Genomic DNA, 18,959 nt, shown 5'->3' on the forward strand with positions numbered 1-18,959 from the left:
GATACCCCTACGGGGGAGGCGATACGCGTCGAACGGACGGCCGGGGACCGGTCAGCCGAGCTCGTGCATCCAGCCGTGCTTGTCCGCCACCTTGCCGCGCTGGATGTCGAGAAGCGCCTCGCGGAGCCTCATGGTCACCTCACCCGGCTCGCCGTCCGACTGCCGCCACTCGGCGCCGCTGCGCTTGACCGTGCCGACCGGGGTGATCACGGCCGCCGTGCCGCAGGCGAAGACCTCGGTGAGGGTGCCGTTCTCCGAGTCGCGCTGCCACTGCTCGATGGAGACCCGGGCCTCCTCGGACTCGTAGCCGAGGTCACGGGCGACGGTGAGGAGGGAGTCACGCGTGACGCCTTCGAGGATCGAGCCGCTGAGGGTCGGCGTGACGATCTTGTCTCCGTACACGAAGTACAGGTTCATGCCGCCGAGTTCCTCGACCCACTTGTGCTCGACCGCGTCGAGGTAGCAGACCTGGTCGCAGCCCTGCGCGGCGGCCTCGGCCTGGGCGAGCAGGGAGGCCGCGTAGTTGCCGCCGGTCTTGGCGTCGCCCATGCCGCCGGGGACGGCGCGGACCCGGTCCTCGGAGGCCCAGATGGAGACCGGCTTGACCCCGCCGGGGAAGTAGGCGCCGGCCGGGGAGGCGATGACCAGGAAGAGGTACTCGTTGGCCGGCTTGACGCCCAGGCCGACCTCGGTGGCGATCATGAAGGGGCGCAGGTAGAGGGATTCCTCGCCGCCGTGGGCCGGGACCCAGTCCCTGTCCTGCTGGACGAGCAGGTCACAGGCCTCGATGAAGGTCTCCACCGGCAGCTCGGGCATGGCGAGCCGGCGGGCGGAGCGCTGGAAGCGCTTGGCGTTCTGGTCGGGACGGAAGGTGGCCACCGAGCCGTCGGGCTGCCGGTAGGCCTTCAGCCCCTCGAAGATCTCCTGGGCGTAGTGCAGGACGTTGGTCGCCGGGTCGAGGGGGATCGGCGCGTACGGAACGAGCTGGCCGTCGTGCCAGCCGCGGCCTTCGGTCCACTTGATCATCACCATGTGGTCGGTGAAGTGGCGGCCGAATCCGGGGCTGGCCAGGATCGCCTCGCGCTCGGCGGCGGCGAGCGGGTGCGCGGACGGCTTGAGCTCGATCGTGGGCGTCGTCATGAGTGGTAGTCCTTCACCGGTTGTAGTGATGGGCCGCGCTCACGCCCGTACGCCGGTGTCCAGTGGTTGGACGTCCGAGCATTCCCTCACAGCGCGGCTCCGCGTTCGATTATCGCGCGGGGGCCGGGATGAACGGAATCGGGGTGAATGCGGACCCGGGGTTGATGGTGGCACCCGGCGGCAGGCATGGGGAAGCCGCCGGGCGCTTGTGCGACCCGGCGGCTTCGAAGTCGATCGGCAGCGCGGCGGGTCAGCCGGCTACTCGTACGGCGAGCGCGTCGCCGATCTCCGAGGTGGAGCGGGCGGGCTTGCCCTGGCGCTCGGTGAGGTCGGCGGTGACGGCCTCGTCGATGCGGGCGGCCTCGGCCTCGTAGCCGAGGTGGCGGAGCAGCAGGGCGACGGACAGGACCGTGGCGGTGGGGTCGGCCTTGCCCTGGCCGGCGATGTCGGGCGCGGAACCGTGGACCGGCTCGAACATCGAGGGGAACTCGCCGGACGGGTTGATGTTCCCGCTCGCGGCGACGCCGATGCCGCCGGAGACGGCCGCGGCGAGGTCGGTGATGATGTCGCCGAAGAGGTTGTCGGTGACGATGACGTCGAACCGGCCGGGGTCGGTCACCAGGTAGATGGTGGCCGCGTCCACGTGGATGTAGTCCGTGGTGACCTCGGGGAACTCCTCGGCCACCTTGTTGAAGACGTTCGTCCACAGGTGCCCGGCGAAGGTCAGCACGTTGTTCTTGTGGACCAGCGTGAGCTTCTTGCGCGGGCGGGCCTGGGCGCGGGCGAAGGCGTCCCGGACGACCCGCTCCACGCCGTAGGCCGTGTTGACGGACACCTCGGTGGCGACCTCGTGCTCGGTGCCCTTGCGGATGGTGCCGCCGTTGCCGGTGTACGGGCCCTCGGTGCCCTCTCGGACCACGACGAAGTCGATCTGCGGCTCGCCGGCCAGCGGGGTGGCGACACCCGGGAGGAGCTTCGACGGACGCAGGTTGACGTGGTGGTCGAAGGCGAAGCGGAGCTTCAGCAGGAAGCCGCGCTCCAGGACGCCGGAGGGGACGCTCGGGTCGCCGATCGCGCCCAGCAGGATGACGTCGTGGTTCTTCAGCGCGTCGAGGTCGGCGTCGGTGAGGGTCTCACCGGTGGCGTGGTAACGCTGGGCGCCGAAGTCGTACTCCTTGGTCTCCAGCTTCACGTCCTCCGGGAGGACGGCGGAGAGGACCTTGAGGCCTTCGGCCACGACTTCCTGCCCGATGCCGTCACCGGGGATCACTGCGAGATCGATGCTGCGAGACATGTCGGCACCCTACTCCTCGTCCCATGGGATGACACGATGTGTCCGCCATACGGACGGCTCGGGTCGTTCCGTCAACCGGCGTTCACCCGTACGTGTGGCCGGTGTTGGCCTGCGCTGGGCATGTTTCCGGCATGGACCTTCCCGGCACGGACATCCCCGACTTCGGCATCCCGCCGCGGCTCGCCGCCCGGATGAGCATGGCCGAGCAGTACGAGTATCTGCGGGCCCGGCTGGTGAGCCGCCGCACCCTGGTGACGGCGGGCGCGGTGGCGGGCACCATGGCGGGCGGCGGTCTGGTCGCCGGCTGTGCGAAGAAGTCGGCGAGTCCGGCGCCGGCCACCTCGGCGATCCGCGGCGCGGCCGTGGTGCCGTTCGGCCGCCATCTCGCCTTCGGCGCCGACCCGAGGACGCGGATGCGGATCTCCTGGCAGGTGCCGTTCGCGGTGCGGAAGCCGTTCGTGCGGGTCGGGACGCGCCCCGACGACCTGGGCCGGCGGGTCGCCGCGGAGATCCGGCACCTGCACACGCCCGGGGTGCAGGGGGTGCGCCCGGTGGTCGAGCAGTACTACGTGCACGCGGCCCTGGACGGCCTCACCCCCGGTACGACGTACTACTACGGCGTCGGCCACGACGGCTGGGACCCGGCCGCCCCCAACCACCGCTCCACCATCACCTCCTTCCGCACCGCGCCCGCGAGCCCGGAGAAGTTCGTGTTCACGGCCTTCGGCGACCAGGGCGTCAGCCAGGCCGGCAAGGCCAACGACAACGCGCTGCTGAAGCAGGACCCGGCCTTCCACCTGCACGCCGGCGACATCTGCTACGCGGACGGCAACGGCGCCGGGAAGACCTCGGACGGCTACGACGCCCGGGAGTGGGACCGGTTCCTGCGCCAGAACGACCCGGTGGCGCGGTCGATCCCGTGGATGGTGACGACCGGCAACCACGACATGGAGGCCTGGTACTCCCCCGACGGCTACGGCGGCCAGTACGCCCGCTTCGCCCTCCCGGACAACGGCTTCGACCCGCACGGGTCACCGGGCGTCTACGCGTTCACCTACGGCAACGTCGGCTTCGTGGCGCTGGACGCCAACGACGTGTCGTACGAGATCCCCGCCAACCTCGGCTACAGCGGCGGCTGGCAGACGACGTGGCTGGAGAAGAAGCTGAAGGAGCTGCGGGCGGCGCCGGGCGTGGACTTCGTGGTCGTCTTCTTCCACCACTGCGCGTACTCGACGTCCGCGCACGCCTCCGACGGCGGGATCCGGGCCACCTGGCTGCCGCTGTTCACCGAGTACCAGGTGGACCTGGTCATCAACGGGCACAACCACGTCTACGAGCGCACGGACGCGGTGCAGGGCGGCGAGGTCGGCCGCGCGGTCCCGGTCGGCGGCTCGACCGACCCGGCCCGGGACGGGATCGTGTACGTCACGGCGGGCGGCGGCGGGCGGGACCTCTACTCGTTCCCGTCCGGGGTCAAGGACAGTTACGAGGGGCATGTCACCCGGCACGGCGCGGTGCGCAGCTTCCACTGGACCGAGGGGCAGCACAACGTGGCCGAGACGGTGGAGTGGTCGCGGGTGCGGTACACCGGCTTCTCCTTCCTCAAGGTCGAGGCGGAGGCGGGTACCACCCCGAGGCTGAGGGTGTCGGCGCTGGCGCAGAGCGGGGCGCGGATCGACCACTTCGAGATACGGCGGGGCGGCTGACACGGGAGTACGTCCCGAACCACGTCCCCGGAGTACGGCGCGGCTGTCCCGGCCGCGCCGTACTCCGTGCGGGTGCGGCTCCCGGTCAAGGGGTGTTACACGTGTTACCGGCGTTTCCCAGGTGGGCTCAGTGGCCGGTCTCGCCGCCGTTGTCGCGGCGGTCGAGGGCGCGCTGGAGGGCGGCGGCGGCGTTCTTGCGCTCGGACTCGCTGATCCGGGACACGTGGCGGACGCGGCGGCGGACGGTCGTCTCGGCCATGGGAATCGACTCCTTCGACATACATGGAGTACGGCAATGGGGGGTTACGAGACGCCGGAAGGGGCGGGAAGCGCGGAGCCGCAGGGGTTGCCTGCACGGGGCCCGGCTCACGACCGCCCTTCGCTTGATCGAGCGAGACGTTCGGCTCCTACAAAAGTAAGGGAGCGGCCCGCTTCTGTCTGCACAATTACTTGGGCTTCCTACTATCTGAGACGGCGCACCGGGACAGACGGCCGTGAGCTGGGCTTTTGACAGGTGGGGCGGATGGGACCACCGGGACGGATGTCATCCGGGAGACGGACGGGTTACATGACATCGCCGTCCCGCCAGTCGAAGACCAGCTCGTGGGCGGGGTCGAGGACGTCCCCGGCGAGGCCGGGCCACACGTACACGTCCCCCTCCTCGTCCGGCAGGCGCACGATCCCCTCCGCCGGGGAGACCGCGCAGACCGGACCGGCCCAACGCCCCCAGCCCCGGGCGGTGTAGAGCCGAGCACCGTCCTCGCTGGCGGACAGCGCACCGAAGTCGTACGCCCGCTCGACGATCCCCTCAAGGGCCGCCAGCACCTGGCCGCCCAGCCCCCGGCGGCGGGCGTCGGGCCGGACGCCGACGGCCTCGACATAGCCGACGCGCAGCCAGCGGCCGCGGTGCCCGGCCCGGCGCATGACGACCGAGCCGTGGGCGGCGAGCCCCTCGTCGTCGTGGACGAGGGCGTGCAGGCCGCCCAGACCGTGCTCCCAGTCGCTGTCGGCGAAGTCCCCGCCGAACGCCTCGTGGAGCAGGCCGCGGGCGGCCCGGAGGTCGGCGGGACCGAGATCGGCGGTGTGAGCGACACGGAGAGACATGACCCAAGTGTCGTACGGGATCACCAGTCGACGGGGCCGTGGCGGTCGATGAAACGGCCCGTTCCCGCGTCGGACGGCTCGGTGGCGAGGCGGACGATCGCGTCGGTGCCCTCGGTGACGGTCTGCGGCCCGCTGTGGGCGTTGAGGTCGGTCGCCGTGTAGCCGGGGTCGGCGGCGTTGACGCGGATGTCCTTCAGGGCCTTGGCGTACTGGGTGGTGAGCATGGTCAGGGCCGACTTGGAGGCGGTGTAGAGGGGCGAGACGACGGAGGACTCGACGCGCGCGGGATCGTGTGTGAGCGCGAACGACCCCATTCCGCTGCTGACGTTGACGATGACGGGCTCCGCCGACCTGCGCAGCAGGGGCAGGAACGCGGTGGTCGTGCGGATGACGCCGAAGAGGTTGACGTCGAAGACGGCCCGGGCGCCGGCCGCGGTCAGCCCGGCGGGGTCGTCGTGCGGGCCGGAGACTCCGGCGTTGTTGATCAGTACGTCGATCCTGCCCTCGTGGGCGGCGACGTCGGCGGCCGCGGCGGTGACGGAGGCGTCGTCGGTGACGTCGATCCGCACGAACCGCGCGCCGAGCGCGTCGGCGGCCGCGGCGCCCTGCTCCGGATCACGGGCGCCGACGATCACGGTGTGGCCGAGTTCGACGAGGCGGCGGGCGGTCTCGCGGCCGAGGCCCTTGTTGGCGCCGGTGATGAAGGTGATGGTCATGGGTCGATCGTCCGTCCGGCGCCGGCCCGGTTCCAGAGACGCTTCGACTGTAGGAAGGGCAGTACCACGATCGCCGAGGGGGGAGGATGGAGAGCATGACCGGGAAAGAGGCGACCGACCTGGGTACGACCATCCGGGTCTGGCGGGAACGGCTGTCACCGTCGGACGTGGGGCTGCCGGTCGGCCGGACCCGCCGGGCGGCCGGACTGCGCCGCGAGGAGCTCGCCGAGCGCGCCGGGGTGTCCGTCGACTACGTGGTGCGCCTGGAGCAGGGGCGGGCGACGGCACCGTCCGGACAGGTGGTCGCCGCCCTCGCCCGGGCCCTGCGGCTGACCGGCACCGAGCGCGAGCACCTCCACCGGATGGCCGGGCTCGCGCCCCCGGACGACGGTCCGGTCCCCGACCGCCTCCCGCCGGGTGTGCACCGCGTGCTGAACCGGCTCGGGGACGTGGCGGTCGCCGTGTTCACCGCGCATTGGCAACTCCTCTGGTGGAACCCCGGCTGGGCCGCACTGCTCGGCGATCCCGAGGCCACGCCGCCGAGGCTGCGCAACCTCGCCCGATCGAGGTTCCCGGTCGGCTCCGGGGACGCACGCGTCTCGTCGTGGCCGGTGCTCGTGGCGAACCACGACGACTCCGACCTCGCCATCGCATCCGACCTGCGCCGCGCCACCGGCCGCTTCCCGCACGACGCCCGCCTGGCCGAGCTGGTCCGGGAACTGACCGAGGGCAGCCCGCGGTTCGCCCGGCTGTGGGCGAGCGGCACGGTGGCGGCCCACCGCGAGGACCGCAAGACGGTCGAGCATCCGCGGGTGGGGCCGGTGGAGATCGACTGCGACGTCCTGACGGACGGCGACTCGGAGCTGAAGATCGTGATCCTGTCGGCGGCGCCCGGTACCGAGGCTGGGGCCAGGTTCCGGGACGCCCTGACGGTGGAGGACCTCGAAAGCCGCGGCGCGCCACGGGAGTGACCGCTTCCCCGGGGTTTCTCCGGGCTTTCCCCGGGTTCCGGCCGGCTCATGGGAACGGGCCGGGAAGCCTGCTCGTGGGTCAGGCTTCCCGGCCCGTGCTCGGGTGGGCTCTGGGTCAGCCCATGTGCGGGTAGGAGTAGTCGGTCGGGGCGACCAGGGTCTCCTTGATCGCGCGGGTCAGCGTCCAGCGCAGCAGGTTCTGCGGGGCGCCGGCCTTGTCGTTGGTGCCGGAGGCACGGCCGCCGCCGAAGGGCTGCTGGCCGACGACGGCGCCGGTCGACTTGTCGTTGATGTAGAAGTTGCCGGCCGCGTAGCGCAGCTTCTCCATCGTGTACGCCGCCGCCGCGCGGTCGCCGGCGATGACCGAGCCGGTGAGCGCGTACTCGGAGACCGACTCCATCTGGGTCAGCATCTCGTCGTACTGGTCGTCCTCGTAGACGTGCACGGCGAGGAACGGGCCGAAGTACTCGGTGCGGAAGACCTCGTTCTCCGGGTCGGAGCACTCGACGACGGTCGGGCGGACGAAGTAGCCGACCGAGTCGTCGTAGGAGCCGCCCGCGACGATCGTGCAGGTCGGGTCCTCCTTGGCGCGGTCGATCGCGGCCTTGTTCTTGGCGAAGGCGCGGTCGTCGATCACGGCGCCGATGAAGTTCGACAGGTCGGTGACGTCACCCATGGTGAGGTAATCGACCTCGGCGGCGAACTCCTCCTTGAAGCCGGAGTTCCAGATGGACGCCGGGATGTAGGCGCGGGAGGTCGCCGAGCACTTCTGGCCCTGGTACTCGAAGGCACCGCGGGTCAGCGCGGTCTTGAGCACCGCGCGGTCGGCCGACGGGTGGGCGACCACGAAGTCCTTGCCGCCGGTCTCGCCGACCAGGCGCGGGTAGGTGCGGTACTTCTCGATGTTGTTGCCGACCGTCTTCCACAGGTGCTGGAAGGTCTTGGTGGAGCCGGTGAAGTGGATGCCGGCCAGGTCCCGGTGCTCCAGGGCGACCTTCGACACCTCGATGCCGTCACCGGTGACGAGGTTGATGACGCCCTTGGGCAGGCCCGCCTCCTCCAGCAGCCGCATCAGCAGGACGGCGGCGTGGGTCTGGGTCGGGGACGGCTTCCAGACCACCACGTTGCCCATGAGGGCGGGGGCGGTGGGCAGGTTGGCCGCGATCGCGCTGAAGTTGAACGGCGTGATCGCGTAGACGAAGCCCTCCAGCGGGCGGTGGTCCATCCGGTTCCACACGCCCGGGGAGTTCGCCGGGGGCTGCTCGGCGAGGATCTGCCGGGCGTAGTGGACGTTGAACCGCCAGAAGTCGACCAGTTCGCAGGGGCTGTCGATCTCGGCCTGCTGGGCGGTCTTGGACTGGCCGAGCATGGTGGAGGCGGCGATGGTCTCGCGCCAGGGACCGGAGAGCAGCTCGGCGGCGCGCAGGATGATGGCCGCGCGGTCGTCGAAGGACATGGCGCGCCAGGCGGGCGCGGCGGCGAGGGCCGCGTCGACGGCGTCCTTGGCGTCCTGCTGGGTGGCGTGCCGGCCGGTGCCGATGACGGCCTTGTGGTTGTGCGGCTGCACGACCTGGAACTGCTCGCCGCCGCCGAGCCGCTGCTCGCCGCCGATGGTCATCGGCAGCTCGATCGGGTTCTCGGCGAGCTCCTTGAGCTTCGCCTCCAGCCGGGTGCGCTCGGCGGAGCCGGGGGCGTAGCCGTGCACCGGCTCGTTGACGGGGGTGGGGACCTGGGTCACAGCGTCCATGGGATCCGTAACTCCTTGTACGTGAGCGGGTGTGCCGGGCGGCGGGTGGGAGAGAGGCGTGCGGTGGGCGGGAGGGGGGCGCTTCAGCCCTTGCTGAGCATCGAGCGGACGAAGAAGCGCAGGTTCGCCGGCTTCTCCGCGAGCCTTCGCATGAAGTAGCCGTACCAGTCGGTGCCGTAGGCCGTGTAGACCCGCATCCGGTGGCCCTCGGCGGCCAGCCGCAGGTGCTCGTCGCCGCGGATGCCGTACAGCATCTGGAACTCGTACTCGTCGGGCTTGCGGCCGGCGCGCCGGGCGAGTTCCTGGGCGATGGAGATGAGGCGCGGGTCGTGGGAGCCGACCATCGGGTACCCCTCGCCCTCCATGAGAGTCCTGAGGACCCGCACGTACGCCTTGTCGATCTCGTGCTTCTGCTGGTAGGCGACCTCGGCGGGCTCCTTGTAGGCGCCCTTCACCAGGCGGACCCGGCTGCCGGCCTCGGCGAGGCGGCGGGCGTCGGCCTCGGTGCGGAAGAGGTAGGCCTGGATGACGCAGCCGGTCCCCTGGAAGTCCCTGCGCAGCTCCTCGTGGATGGCGAACATCGAGTCGAGGGTGGTGTGGTCCTCGGCGTCGAGGGTGACGGTGGTACCGATGGCGGCGGCGGCCTCGACGACCGGCCGGACGTTGGCGAGGGCCAGGTCGTGGCCGCCCTCCAGCGCCTGGCCGAACATGGACAGCTTGACCGACATCTCGACGCGCTCGCCGAGGCCCAGCTCGCGCAGCCGGTCGATGAGCGCCAGGTAGGCGTCCCGGGCGGCGGTGGCCTGCTCCGGGGTGGTGATGTCCTCGCCGACGACGTCCATGGTCAGCTCCAGGCCGCGGCCGGTGAGCTCCTGGACGATCGGGACGATGTCGTCGACCGACTCACCGGGGATGAAGCGGTCGACGACCTGCTTCGTCACCGGGGCCGCCGAGATAAGGCGTCGCATCCGGTCGCTGCGCGACGCGGCGAGAATCACGGGACCCAGCACGGGGCACCTCCACAACACATGCCAGAACGGCCGCGATCCGACGATGTGGATACGGCACGGAGAACCACCGTGAAAGTTAGGGATCTCTCCGATCCTGAGCCATCGACAGCTGTCACGCATCCGTGCCACAGATCTCAGACAGATGTATGAAGGCGTCCGTGAATTGCGGGAGAATGCCCGGGTGACGTCGGAATTCAAGGGTGACTACCAGGAGCTGGTCGACGAGATCTCCGAGCTGCTGGGCGTCCCGGCGACCCTGGAGAACCGCGACTTCGAGCTGCTCGCCTTCGGGGCGTACGACAGTGAGGGCGACCTCGATCCGTCGGCGCTGGACCCGGTCCGGACCCGCTCGATCCTGACCCGGCGCTCCACGGCGGCGGTCCGCACCTGGTTCGAGGGGTTCGGCATCACCCGGGCGACCGGACCGGTGCGTATCCCGCCGACCCCGGAGGCGGGGGTGTACCGGGGCAGGATCTGTCTGCCGGTACGCCATCGGGGTGTCGTCCTCGGCTATGTCTGGCTCCTCGACGACGATCCGGGTCCGACGGAGACCCAGCTGGCCGCCGCCATGGGAGTGGCGGGACGGATCGGCGCACTGCTCGCGGACGAGGCACAGGCGGGGGCGGGTCTTGGCCGGGAGCTGCGGGCGGTGCTGGTCGCGGAGCGCGGCTGGCAGCGGGACATGGCGGTGGCCGAGTTCCGTACCGCCCTCGGCGCCCGTGCCGACGGCCCGCACACGATGGTCTGTGTCGCCCCCTGGCCGTCCGCCGACCCGGACGACGCCCCGTCCCCGCGTACGGTCCCGCACGCCACCGCGCTGTGCACCCTGCCGTGGGGGACCAGCGGCCACAGCCTGGCCGTCCTGGTCCGGCTGCGCAGCACGGACACGGCCACCCCGGCCCTGACCGCCGCCGCGCGGCTGCTCAAGGAGGCGGAGGAGGCCCGGTCGGCCCGGTCGGCGTCGGCGCTCGGGGCCGGGGCGCGCACGGCCGCCGCCGTCGCCGCGGGATTCACCGGCGCGGCCGCGGCGGCACAGGGCTGCGCCGCGGGGGTGGGCGAGGCCCGGGCCGGCCTCGCCGAACTGGGCACGGTCTGGCAGGAGGCCGCCGCGGCCACCCGCGCCGCGCTGGCCGAGCCGCGGCTCGGGCCGGTCGCGGAGTGGGCGCACATCGGCCCGTACCGGCTGCTGACCGCGCTGCCGCCGGATGCCTCGCACGACCCGGCGGCGGCCGTCCTGCTCACCCCGGCCCACCGGGAACTGGCCCGCACCGCCGAGGCGTACCTGGACTGCGCGGGCCAGGCGGGCCGCACGGCCGCGGCCCTCGGCATCCACCGGCAGACCCTGTACTACCGCCTGTCCCGCGTGGAACAGCTCACCGGCCTCGACCTGGACGACGGGGAGGACCGGCTGCTGCTGCACATGGTGTTGAAGAGGGCGCGGCTGTAGTCGCCGCCCGCTCGCGGCCGCAGGTCAGGTGCGGGTCGCGGCCTCGACGATCTGGCGCAGGCCCTCGGTGAGCGCGTCGCCGTCGGGCGCGGTCTTCGGGTCGAAGGTCCACTGTGAGATGAGGCCGGACATCAGGGTCATGTAGAAGCGGCCCAGGGTGTCGGCGGTCTCGTCGGAGACCTTTTCCTCCGGTACGCCCATCAGCAGCGAGGTCAGCCCCCGGCCGCCCTCGCGCTGGGCGCGCGCCAACTGGTCGCGCACCTCCGGCAGTTGATCGCCCATCGTCACGATCTCCACGCTGAGCCGCCACAGCGAGCCGGGCCCGCGCATGCTGTCGACGATGTTCGACCACACCTCGCGGAACCGTTCGAGGGAGCCGGGCGCTCCGGTCAGCCCCCCGTCGCCGCCCTCGAAGGACATCTCCTCCACCAGCGCGATGTAGGCCTGCGCGAGCAGCGCGTCCTTGGAGCCGTAGTGATAGCCGATCGAGGCGAGGTTGGTCCCCGACTCCTTGACGATGTCGCGCGCCGTCGTCCGCGCGAACCCCTTCTCCAGCAGGCAGCGCTTGGCGCCTTCCAGCAGATCCTCACGGTGTCCCATGCGGACCAGCCTACCCCGGGATCCATACAACCGTCCTAGACGCATGAATTATACAATCGTTCTAGACAAGCGTTTAAGACGCCCGTACATTCCTTGGCATGACGAACCCGACGAGCACGACCACGAGCCCACCCGAGACCAACTCCCGTGCGGGGCGCCGCGAATGGAGCGCGCTCGGCGTGCTGATGCTTCCGCTGCTCCTGGTCTCCATGGACGTCTCGGTCCTGTACTTCGCGCTCCCGGCGATCGGCGCCGACCTCCGCCCGAGCGGCACCCAGCAGCTGTGGATCCTGGACATCTACGGCTTCGTCCTGGCCGGTCTGTTGATGACGATGGGCGCGCTGGGCGACCGCATCGGCCGCCGGCGACTGCTGCTGATCGGCGCCGCGGCCTTCGGCGGCGCCTCGCTGCTCGCCGCGTACGCCGACAGCGCCGGGACCCTGATCGCCGCCCGCGCGATCCTCGGCATCGGCGGCGCGACCCTGATGCCGTCGACGATGGCCCTGCTGCGCACGATGTTCACCGACCCCGGCCAGCGCGCGAAGGCGATCGGCCTGTGGTCCGGCGTGATGACCGGCGGCATCGCACTCGGCTCGGTGATGAGCGGGATCCTCGTGGAGCACTTCTGGTGGGGCTCGGTCTTCCTGGTCAACCTGCCCGCGATGGTGATGCTGCTGGTGCTCGGCCCGATCCTGCTCCCCGAGTCCAGGAACCCCTCCCCCGGCCGCTTCGACTGGCTGAGCGTCCCGCTGTCGATGGCCGCCGTGCTCCCCGTGATCTACGGCGTGAAGGAGATCCCCTCCGAGGGCTGGCATCCGCTGTACGTCGTCTCGATCACCGTCGGCCTGCTCTTCGCGGCGCTCTTCGCCCACCGCCAGCGCACCAGCACCTCCCCGCTGATCCCGCCGGCCCTGCTGAAGGGGCGCGGCTTCACCCCGGCGCTGGTCCTGAGCCTCGTCGCCTCGCTCGCCATGATGGGCTCGGCGATCTTCACCACGCAGTATCTGCAGGCGGTGCTCGGCAAGAGCCCCCTGGAGGCCGCGCTGTGGAGCCTGCTGCCCTCGGTCTTCATCGGGGCCGCCGGGCCGCTCACGGCACAGCTGGTCCAGCGGGGCGTCGACCGGGGCCATGTCGTCGCCGGCGGCTTCACGGCCATGGCGGGCGGGTTCGTACTGCTCGCCCTCGTCGGCACCGACTCGCTGTGGCTGGTGCTGACCGGGGCCGGTGTCCTCGCCTGCGGGATGGTCGCGATCATGTCCCAGCTGACCGACCTCGCGATGACCGGCGCACCGGTGGAACGGGCGGGCACGGCCTCCTCACTGCTGGAGACCGGCACGGAGTTCGGCGGGGCGCTCGGCATGGCCGTCCTGGGGTCGATCGGCACGGCCGTCTACCGCCACCAGATGCCGGCCACGGCCCCGGCACAGGCCCGCGAGACGCTGGGCGGCGCGCTGGCCACGGCGGGCCGGCTGCCGGGGCCCGCGGGAGAGACCCTGCTGCGTACCGCACGGGAGGCGTTCGCCAGCGGGATGCAGGGGGCGGCGATCGCGGGGGCGGTGCTGCTGGTGCTGGCGGCGGTGGGGGCGGGGGTGACGCTGCGGAGGAAGTGACCATGGAAAACGCCGGACGGGCTGGTTTCCCAGCCCGTCCGGCGTTTGAGGACGGGGCCGTTCAGGCCGAATGCGAGGCCCTGGGGGCGGCAGCCCCCGGACGGCAGGTCAGACCAGGTTCACCGAACGAGCCGAGGTCGCCCCGATCTCCGCCTCGACCTCGGCCAGCACACCGGAGGTGACCGTGTCGTCGACGGTCAGGACGGCCAGCGCCTCGCCGCCCGCGATCGACCGGGCGACCTGCATACCGGCGATGTTGATGCCCGCCTCGCCGAGGATGCGGCCGACGGTGCCGACGACGCCCGGCCGGTCCTCGTAGCGCAGCACCAGCAGGTGGTCGGCGATCGCGAGGTCGACGTCGAAGTCGCCGACCGCGACGATCTTCTGGAGGTTCTTCGGGCCGGCCAGCGTGCCGGAGACCGAGACCTCCTCGCCGCTGCCGAGGGTGCCGCGCACGGTGACGACGTTACGGTGGTCGGCCGACTCCGAGCTGGTGGTGAGGCGGACCTCGACACCGCGCTCCTGCGCGAACAGCGGGGCGTTGACGTAGGAGACGGTCTCGGCGACGACGTCCTCGAAGACACCCTTGAGCGCGGAGAGCTCCAGCACCTTCACGTCGTGCTGGGTGATCTCGCCGTAGACCTCGACGTCGAGGCGGACCGCGACCTCACCGGCGAGCGCGGTGAAGATGCGGCCGAGGCGCTCGGCCAGCGGCAGGCCCGGCTTGACGTCCTCGGCGATGACACCGCCCTGGACGTTCACCGCGTCCGGGACCAGCTCGCCGGCGAGGGCGAGGCGGACGGACCTGGCGACCGCGATGCCCGCCTTCTCCTGGGCCTCGTCGGTGGAGGCACCGAGGTGCGGGGTGCAGACGACCTGGTCCAGCTCGAAGAGCGGGGAGTCGGTGCACGGCTCCTTCGTGTACACGTCGAGGCCGGCGCCGGCGACGCGGCCCTCCTTGAGCGCCGCGTACAGCGCCTCCTCGTCGACGATGCCACCGCGCGCCGCGTTGACGATCCGCACCGACGGCTTGACCTTGCGCAGCGCCTCGTCGCCGATCAGACCGACCGTCTCGGGGGTCTTCGGCAGGTGCACGGTGATGAAGTCGGAGACTTCGAGCAGCTCGTCCAGCGACAGCACCTTGACGCCCATCTGCGCGGCCCGGGCAGGCTGGACGTAGGGGTCGTACGCCACGACCTTCATGCCGAAGGCGGACATCCGCTGCGCGACCAGGGCGCCGATGCGGCCGAGGCCGACGACACCGAGGGTCTTCTCGGCGAGCTCGACACCGGTGTACTTGCTGCGCTTCCACTCGCCGTTCTTCAGCGCCGAGTTGGCCTGCGGGATGTTGCGGGCGGTGGCCAGCAGCAGACCGCAGGCCAGTTCGGCGGCGGTCACGATGTTGGAGGTCGGCGCGTTGACGACCATCACGCCGGCCTTGGTGGCGGCGGAGACGTCGACGTTGTCCAGGCCGACGCCGGCTCGTGCGACGACCTTCAGCTTCTTCGCCGCGGCGATCGCCTCGGCGTCGACCTTGGTGGCGGACCGGATCAGGATCGCGTCCACGTCGGCGATGGCCGGGAGCAGCTCGGCTCGGTCTGCTCCGTTCGTGTGCCGGATCTCGAAGTCCGGGCCCAGCGCGTCGACGGTGGCGGGCGACAGCTCTTCAGCGATGAGTACGACAGGTTTCGAGCTCACGTGAGTCCTCACATGTCCAATGCGGACGGCCGTCCCGACGGCCGCTGGCGGTGGAGGGGGCTACCGCGTGGAGACGCACGACGCTGTGGGCCTGACGCGTATGTAGTACGGCAGTGTAGTGGCGTGGTGGTGGTCGTCCTGCGCCTCTGCGGAAGGATCACCCGTCCGAGATTCGACGGGGCGGACAACAGGGCCGGGGCGTGTCGCCCCGGCCCTGTCACCTGGGGCTCACGCCTCTTCGTTGACCCAGGACATCAGCTTGCGCAGCTGCTTGCCGGTGGTCTCCAGCAGGTGCTCGGAGTCCTGCTTCTTGTACTCGTTGTACTTCTTCAGACCGCCGTGGTACTCGTCCATCCAGTTGTTGGCGAAGGTGCCGTCCTGGATCTCGGCGAGGATCTGCTTCATCTCGGCCTTGGTGGCGTCGGTGATGATCCGCGGGCCGGTGACGTAGTCGCCCCACTCGGCGGTCTCGGAGACCGACCAGCGCATCTTCTCCAGGCCGCCCTCGTACATGAGGTCCACGATCAGCTTCAGCTCGTGCAGGCACTCGAAGTAGGCGATCTCCGGCTGGTAACCGGCCTCTACCAGGGTCTCGAAACCGGCCTTGACCAGGGCGGCCGTACCACCGCACAGGACGGCCTGCTCACCGAACAGGTCGGTCTCGGTCTCCTCGGTGAAGGTCGTCTTGATGACGCCGGCACGGGTACCGCCGATGCCCTTCGCGTAGGACAGGGCCAGCGCGAAGCCGTTGCCGGTGGCGTCCTGCTCGACGGCCACGATGCAGGGGACGCCGCGGCCCTCCTCGTACTGACGGCGCACCAGGTGGCCCGGGCCCTTCGGGGCGACCATGCAGACGTCGACGCCGGCCGGGGGCTTGATGAAGCCGAAGCGGATGTTCAGGCCGTGGCCGAAGAACAGGGCGTCGCCGTCGTTCAGGTTCGGGGCGATGTGCTCCTCGTAGACCTGGGCCTGGATCGGGTCCGGGACGAGGATCATGATGACGTCGGCCTCGGCGGCGGCCTCGGCCGGGGTCACCACGCGCAGGCCCTGCTCCTCGGCCTTGGCCTTGGACTTGGAGCCCTCGTGCAGACCGACACGCACGTCGACACCGGAGTCACGCAGCGACAGGGCGTGGGCGTGGCCCTGGCTGCCGTAGCCGATGACCGCGACCTTGCGGCCCTGGATGATGGACAGGTCGGCGTCAGCGTCGTAGAACAGCTCGGCCACTTTGGGTTCTCTCCTTGGTGTGCGGATGGTGCGTCCCACCGTATGACGGCGGGCGGAAGGGAAGTCTCGGGGTCTCGGCATACGGGCGGCCGACGGCCGTCGGCCGCCCGTTTCCAGCCTTACGCAGATCGGTCGAGTGCGCGCAGCGACCGGTCGGTGATCGAACGCGCGCCGCGGCCGATCGCGATCGTGCCGGACTGCACCAGTTCCTTGATGCCGAACGGCTCCAGCATCTTGAGCATGGCGGTCAGCTTCTCGCTGCTGCCGGTGGCCTCGACGGTGACGGCCTCCGGGGAGACGTCGACGGTCTTGGCCCGGAACAGCTGGACGATCTCGACGATCTGGGAGCGCGTCTCGTTGTCGGCGCGCACCTTCACCAGAACGAGTTCCCGCTGAACGGCCGAACCCGGCTCCAGTTCGACGATCTTGAGCACCTCGACGAGCTTGTTGAGCTGCTTGGTGACCTGCTCCAGCGGCAGGGCTTCGACACTCACCACGATCGTGATGCGGGAGATGTCGGGGTGCTCGGTGACACCGACGGCCAGCGAGTCGATGTTGAAGCCCCGCCGGGAGAACAGCGCGGCGATCCGGGCCAGGATGCCCGGCTTGTTCTCCACCAGAACGGAGAGCGTGTGCTTGGACATGGTCTTTTACGTCTCTCTCGCTCAGTCGTCTTCGTTGTCGCCGAAGTCGGGGCGGACGTCCCGGGCGGCCAGGATCTCGTCGTTGGAGGTGCCGGCGGCGACCATCGGCCACACCATGGCGTCCTCGTGGACGATGAAGTCCACGACGACCGGACGGTCGTTGATGGAGTTCGCCTCTTCGATGACCTTGTCGAGGTCGTCCGGGGACTCGCAGCGGATGGAGTAGCAGCCCATGGCCTCCGACAGCTTGACGAAGTCGGGGACCCGGGTGCCACGGGCGTCCGGGTTGACGTCGTCGGGCCCGGAGTGCAGCACGGTGTTGGAGTACCGCTGGTTGTAGAAGAGGGTCTGCCACTGGCGGACCATCCCGAGGGCGCCGTTGTTGATGATGGCGACCTTGATCGGGATGTTGTTCAGGGCGCAGGTGGTGAGCTCCTGGTTGGTCATCTGGAAGCAGCCGTCGCCGTCGATCGCCCAGACGGTCCGGCCGGGCTGTCCGGCCTTGGCGCCCATGGCGGCCGGGACCGCGTAGCCCATGGTTCCGGCGCCGCCGGAGTTCAGCCAGGTGGCGGGCTTCTCGTACTGCACGTAGTGCGCGGCCCACATCTGGTGCTGGCCGACGCCCGCCGCGAAGATCGTGCCCTCCGGGGCGAGCTGCCCGATGCGCTCGATGACCTGCTGCGGGGAGAGCGAACCGTTGTCGGGCAGGTCGTAGCCCAGCGGGTAGGTCTCGCGCCAGCGGTTGAGGTCCTTCCACCAGGCGGTGTAGTCGCCCCGGTGGCCCTCGCTGTGCTCCTTCTGCACGGCCTGGACCAGGTCCGCGATGACCTCGCGGGCGTCACCGACGATCGGCACGTCGGCGGTGCGGTTCTTGCCGATCTCCGCGGGGTCGATGTCGGCGTGGACGATCTTGGCGTACGGGGCGAAGCTGTCCAGCTTGCCGGTGACGCGGTCGTCGAAGCGGGCTCCGAGGGCGACGATCAGGTCGGCCTTCTGCAGCGCGGTGACGGCGGTGACCGCACCGTGCATGCCCGGCATTCCCACGTGCAGCTCGTGACTGTCGGGGAATGCGCCGAGCGCCATCAGGGTGGTGGTGACGGGCGCTCCGGTGAGTTCTGCGAGGACCTTCAGCTCGGCGGTGGCGTGCGCCTTGATGACGCCGCCGCCGACGTAGAGGACGGGCCGCTTCGCGGAGGTGATCAGCTTGGCGGCCTCACGGATCTGCTTGGCGTGCGGCTTGGTCACCGGGCGGTAGCCCGGCAGGTCCATGACCGGCGGCCAGGAGAAGGTGGTCTTCGCCTGGAGGGCGTCCTTGGCGATGTCGACCAGCACCGGGCCGGGACGGCCGGTGGAGGCGATGTGGAACGCCTGGGCGATGGTCCGCGGGATGTCCTCGGCCTTGGTGACCAGGAAGTTGTGCTTGGTGATCGGCATGGTGATACCGACGATGTCCGCCTCCTGGAAGGCGTCCGTGCCGATCGAGGAGGACGCGACCTGCCCGGTGATCGCCACGAGCGGCACCGAGTCCATGTGCGCGTCCGCGATCGGCGTCACCAGGTTGGTGGCGCCCGGTCCCGAGGTGGCCATGCAGACTCCGACCTTGCCGGTGGCCTGCGCGTAGCCGGTGGCCGCGTGACCGGCGCCCTGCTCGTGCCGGCACAGGACGTGGCGCACCCGGGTGGAGTCCATCAGCGGGTCGTAGGCCGGCAGGATCGCGCCGCCAGGGATGCCGAATACCGTGTCAGCGCCGACCTCCTCGAGGGAGCGGATGAGGGACTTCGCACCCGTGACGTGCTCGACGGGCGCGGACTGCTGTCCTCCGGAACGGGGCCGCGGCTGCGGATGGTGGGCCCCCGGGGCCTGCTCGGTCATCGGCATTCTCTTCTCGATGCTGAGGGTTTTTGCGAGGTTCGTACGGATTTCTGCCGCCGTACGTCTGGTGCTGGTGCAACAAAAAACCCCTCGTGCCAAAAGGCAAGCGAGGGGAGCGCGCCGGTGTGGTCGCTGGGGTTCCGGATCCTTCTCCGGTGGTTCCCAGCTCAGCC

At 70.6% G+C, this 18,959-nt stretch carries 16 protein-coding genes; 4 read left to right on the top strand and 12 right to left on the bottom strand.

Going from position 1 to position 18,959, the window contains the following annotated elements; translation table 11 throughout:
• Positions 1–51 precede the first annotated feature (51 nt).
• Positions 52–1,140 (bottom strand): branched-chain amino acid aminotransferase, encoded by a 1,089-nt coding sequence (locus ACGFZQ_RS19235; RefSeq protein ID WP_351739517.1) that lies wholly within the window; start codon positions 1,138–1,140, stop codon positions 52–54.
• A gap of 250 nt (positions 1,141–1,390) precedes the next feature.
• Entirely contained in the window at positions 1,391–2,434 is a 1,044-nt protein-coding gene (locus ACGFZQ_RS19240) for a 3-isopropylmalate dehydrogenase (RefSeq protein ID WP_393841354.1), read from the bottom strand.
• Between the two features lie 131 nt (positions 2,435–2,565).
• Here ACGFZQ_RS19240 and ACGFZQ_RS19245 point away from each other — a divergent pair, with 131 nt between their 5' ends.
• Positions 2,566–4,140: a purple acid phosphatase family protein gene (locus ACGFZQ_RS19245; protein ID WP_393841355.1), complete on the top strand. Its 1,575-nt coding sequence runs from the start codon at positions 2,566–2,568 to the stop codon at positions 4,138–4,140.
• 127 nt (positions 4,141–4,267) lie between these two features.
• Here ACGFZQ_RS19245 and ACGFZQ_RS19250 read toward each other — a convergent pair whose 3' ends face one another.
• From ACGFZQ_RS19250 to ACGFZQ_RS19260, 3 genes are all read right to left on the bottom strand, one after another.
• Positions 4,268–4,399: a hypothetical protein gene (locus ACGFZQ_RS19250; protein WP_393841356.1), complete on the bottom strand. Its 132-nt coding sequence runs from the start codon at positions 4,397–4,399 to the stop codon at positions 4,268–4,270.
• Between the two features lie 305 nt (positions 4,400–4,704).
• Positions 4,705–5,244 carry a GNAT family N-acetyltransferase gene (locus ACGFZQ_RS19255; protein WP_351739525.1) on the bottom strand — a complete coding sequence of 180 codons (540 nt, stop codon included), beginning with the start codon at positions 5,242–5,244 and terminating at the stop codon, positions 4,705–4,707.
• A gap of 20 nt (positions 5,245–5,264) precedes the next feature.
• Positions 5,265–5,960, bottom strand: a complete 696-nt coding sequence (locus tag ACGFZQ_RS19260) for an SDR family NAD(P)-dependent oxidoreductase (RefSeq protein ID WP_393841357.1) — start codon at positions 5,958–5,960, stop codon at positions 5,265–5,267.
• Positions 5,961–6,046: 86 nt separating this feature from the next.
• On the opposite strand from ACGFZQ_RS19260, the gene ACGFZQ_RS19265 reads away from it, so the two are divergent.
• Positions 6,047–6,931 carry a helix-turn-helix transcriptional regulator gene (locus ACGFZQ_RS19265; RefSeq protein ID WP_393841358.1) on the top strand — a complete coding sequence of 295 codons (885 nt, stop codon included), beginning with the start codon at positions 6,047–6,049 and terminating at the stop codon, positions 6,929–6,931.
• Between the two features lie 115 nt (positions 6,932–7,046).
• Here the strand turns inward: ACGFZQ_RS19265 and pruA are convergent, their stop codons facing one another.
• Both pruA and ACGFZQ_RS19275 read right to left on the bottom strand, forming a co-directional pair.
• Positions 7,047–8,678 carry an L-glutamate gamma-semialdehyde dehydrogenase gene (gene pruA / locus ACGFZQ_RS19270; RefSeq protein ID WP_393841359.1) on the bottom strand — a complete coding sequence of 544 codons (1,632 nt, stop codon included), beginning with the start codon at positions 8,676–8,678 and terminating at the stop codon, positions 7,047–7,049.
• A gap of 83 nt (positions 8,679–8,761) precedes the next feature.
• Positions 8,762–9,688, bottom strand: a complete 927-nt coding sequence (locus ACGFZQ_RS19275) for a proline dehydrogenase family protein (RefSeq protein ID WP_393841360.1) — start codon at positions 9,686–9,688, stop codon at positions 8,762–8,764.
• A 181-nt stretch (positions 9,689–9,869) separates the two neighbouring features.
• On the opposite strand from ACGFZQ_RS19275, the gene ACGFZQ_RS19280 reads away from it, so the two are divergent.
• Positions 9,870–11,135: a PucR family transcriptional regulator gene (locus tag ACGFZQ_RS19280; RefSeq protein WP_393841361.1), complete on the top strand. Its 1,266-nt coding sequence runs from the start codon at positions 9,870–9,872 to the stop codon at positions 11,133–11,135.
• Between the two features lie 24 nt (positions 11,136–11,159).
• Here ACGFZQ_RS19280 and ACGFZQ_RS19285 read toward each other — a convergent pair whose 3' ends face one another.
• Positions 11,160–11,735, bottom strand: coding sequence for a TetR/AcrR family transcriptional regulator (locus tag ACGFZQ_RS19285; RefSeq protein ID WP_393841362.1), 576 nt, complete (start codon positions 11,733–11,735; stop codon positions 11,160–11,162).
• Between the two features lie 98 nt (positions 11,736–11,833).
• Between ACGFZQ_RS19285 and ACGFZQ_RS19290 the strand changes: the two genes are divergently transcribed.
• Positions 11,834–13,345: an MFS transporter gene (locus ACGFZQ_RS19290; RefSeq protein WP_393841363.1), complete on the top strand. Its 1,512-nt coding sequence runs from the start codon at positions 11,834–11,836 to the stop codon at positions 13,343–13,345.
• Positions 13,346–13,453: 108 nt separating this feature from the next.
• On the opposite strand, the gene serA is transcribed toward ACGFZQ_RS19290, so the two are convergent.
• The 4 genes from serA to ACGFZQ_RS19310 all read right to left on the bottom strand — a co-directional run bounded on the left by serA (position 13,454) and on the right by ACGFZQ_RS19310 (position 18,786).
• Positions 13,454–15,043, bottom strand: a complete 1,590-nt coding sequence (gene serA / locus ACGFZQ_RS19295; RefSeq protein ID WP_393841364.1) for a phosphoglycerate dehydrogenase — start codon at positions 15,041–15,043, stop codon at positions 13,454–13,456.
• A gap of 228 nt (positions 15,044–15,271) precedes the next feature.
• Positions 15,272–16,270 (bottom strand): ketol-acid reductoisomerase, encoded by a 999-nt coding sequence (ilvC, locus tag ACGFZQ_RS19300; RefSeq protein ID WP_351739549.1) that lies wholly within the window; start codon positions 16,268–16,270, stop codon positions 15,272–15,274.
• 119 nt (positions 16,271–16,389) lie between these two features.
• A complete protein-coding gene (gene ilvN, locus ACGFZQ_RS19305) occupies positions 16,390–16,914 on the bottom strand; it encodes an acetolactate synthase small subunit (RefSeq protein WP_123973946.1) in 525 nt (174 codons plus the stop codon).
• A gap of 21 nt (positions 16,915–16,935) precedes the next feature.
• Positions 16,936–18,786 (bottom strand): acetolactate synthase large subunit, encoded by a 1,851-nt coding sequence (locus tag ACGFZQ_RS19310; protein WP_382544132.1) that lies wholly within the window; start codon positions 18,784–18,786, stop codon positions 16,936–16,938.
• Positions 18,787–18,959 lie beyond the last annotated feature (173 nt).

Source organism: Streptomyces sp. NPDC048254 (assembly GCF_043201895.1).
In the GTDB taxonomy this organism is placed as follows: Bacteria; Actinomycetota; Actinomycetes; order Streptomycetales; family Streptomycetaceae; genus Streptomyces.

What these genes read in the sequence shown, in the direction of transcription:
- ACGFZQ_RS19235 (WP_351739517.1), bottom strand. Translation starts at nt 1,140, where the DNA reads ATGACGACGCCCACGATCGAGCTCAAGCCGTCCGCGCACCCGCTCGCC.
- ACGFZQ_RS19240 (WP_393841354.1), bottom strand. Translation starts at nt 2,434, where the DNA reads ATGTCTCGCAGCATCGATCTCGCAGTGATCCCCGGTGACGGCATCGGG.
- ACGFZQ_RS19245 (WP_393841355.1), top strand. Translation starts at nt 2,566, where the DNA reads ATGGACCTTCCCGGCACGGACATCCCCGACTTCGGCATCCCGCCGCGG.
- ACGFZQ_RS19250 (WP_393841356.1), bottom strand. Translation starts at nt 4,399, where the DNA reads ATGGCCGAGACGACCGTCCGCCGCCGCGTCCGCCACGTGTCCCGGATC.
- ACGFZQ_RS19255 (WP_351739525.1), bottom strand. Translation starts at nt 5,244, where the DNA reads ATGTCTCTCCGTGTCGCTCACACCGCCGATCTCGGTCCCGCCGACCTC.
- ACGFZQ_RS19260 (WP_393841357.1), bottom strand. Translation starts at nt 5,960, where the DNA reads ATGACCATCACCTTCATCACCGGCGCCAACAAGGGCCTCGGCCGCGAG.
- ACGFZQ_RS19265 (WP_393841358.1), top strand. Translation starts at nt 6,047, where the DNA reads ATGGAGAGCATGACCGGGAAAGAGGCGACCGACCTGGGTACGACCATC.
- pruA (WP_393841359.1), bottom strand. Translation starts at nt 8,678, where the DNA reads ATGGACGCTGTGACCCAGGTCCCCACCCCCGTCAACGAGCCGGTGCAC.
- ACGFZQ_RS19285 (WP_393841362.1), bottom strand. Translation starts at nt 11,735, where the DNA reads ATGGGACACCGTGAGGATCTGCTGGAAGGCGCCAAGCGCTGCCTGCTG.
- ACGFZQ_RS19290 (WP_393841363.1), top strand. Translation starts at nt 11,834, where the DNA reads ATGACGAACCCGACGAGCACGACCACGAGCCCACCCGAGACCAACTCC.
- ilvN (WP_123973946.1), bottom strand. Translation starts at nt 16,914, where the DNA reads ATGTCCAAGCACACGCTCTCCGTTCTGGTGGAGAACAAGCCGGGCATC.
- ACGFZQ_RS19310 (WP_382544132.1), bottom strand. Translation starts at nt 18,786, where the DNA reads ATGACCGAGCAGGCCCCGGGGGCCCACCATCCGCAGCCGCGGCCCCGT.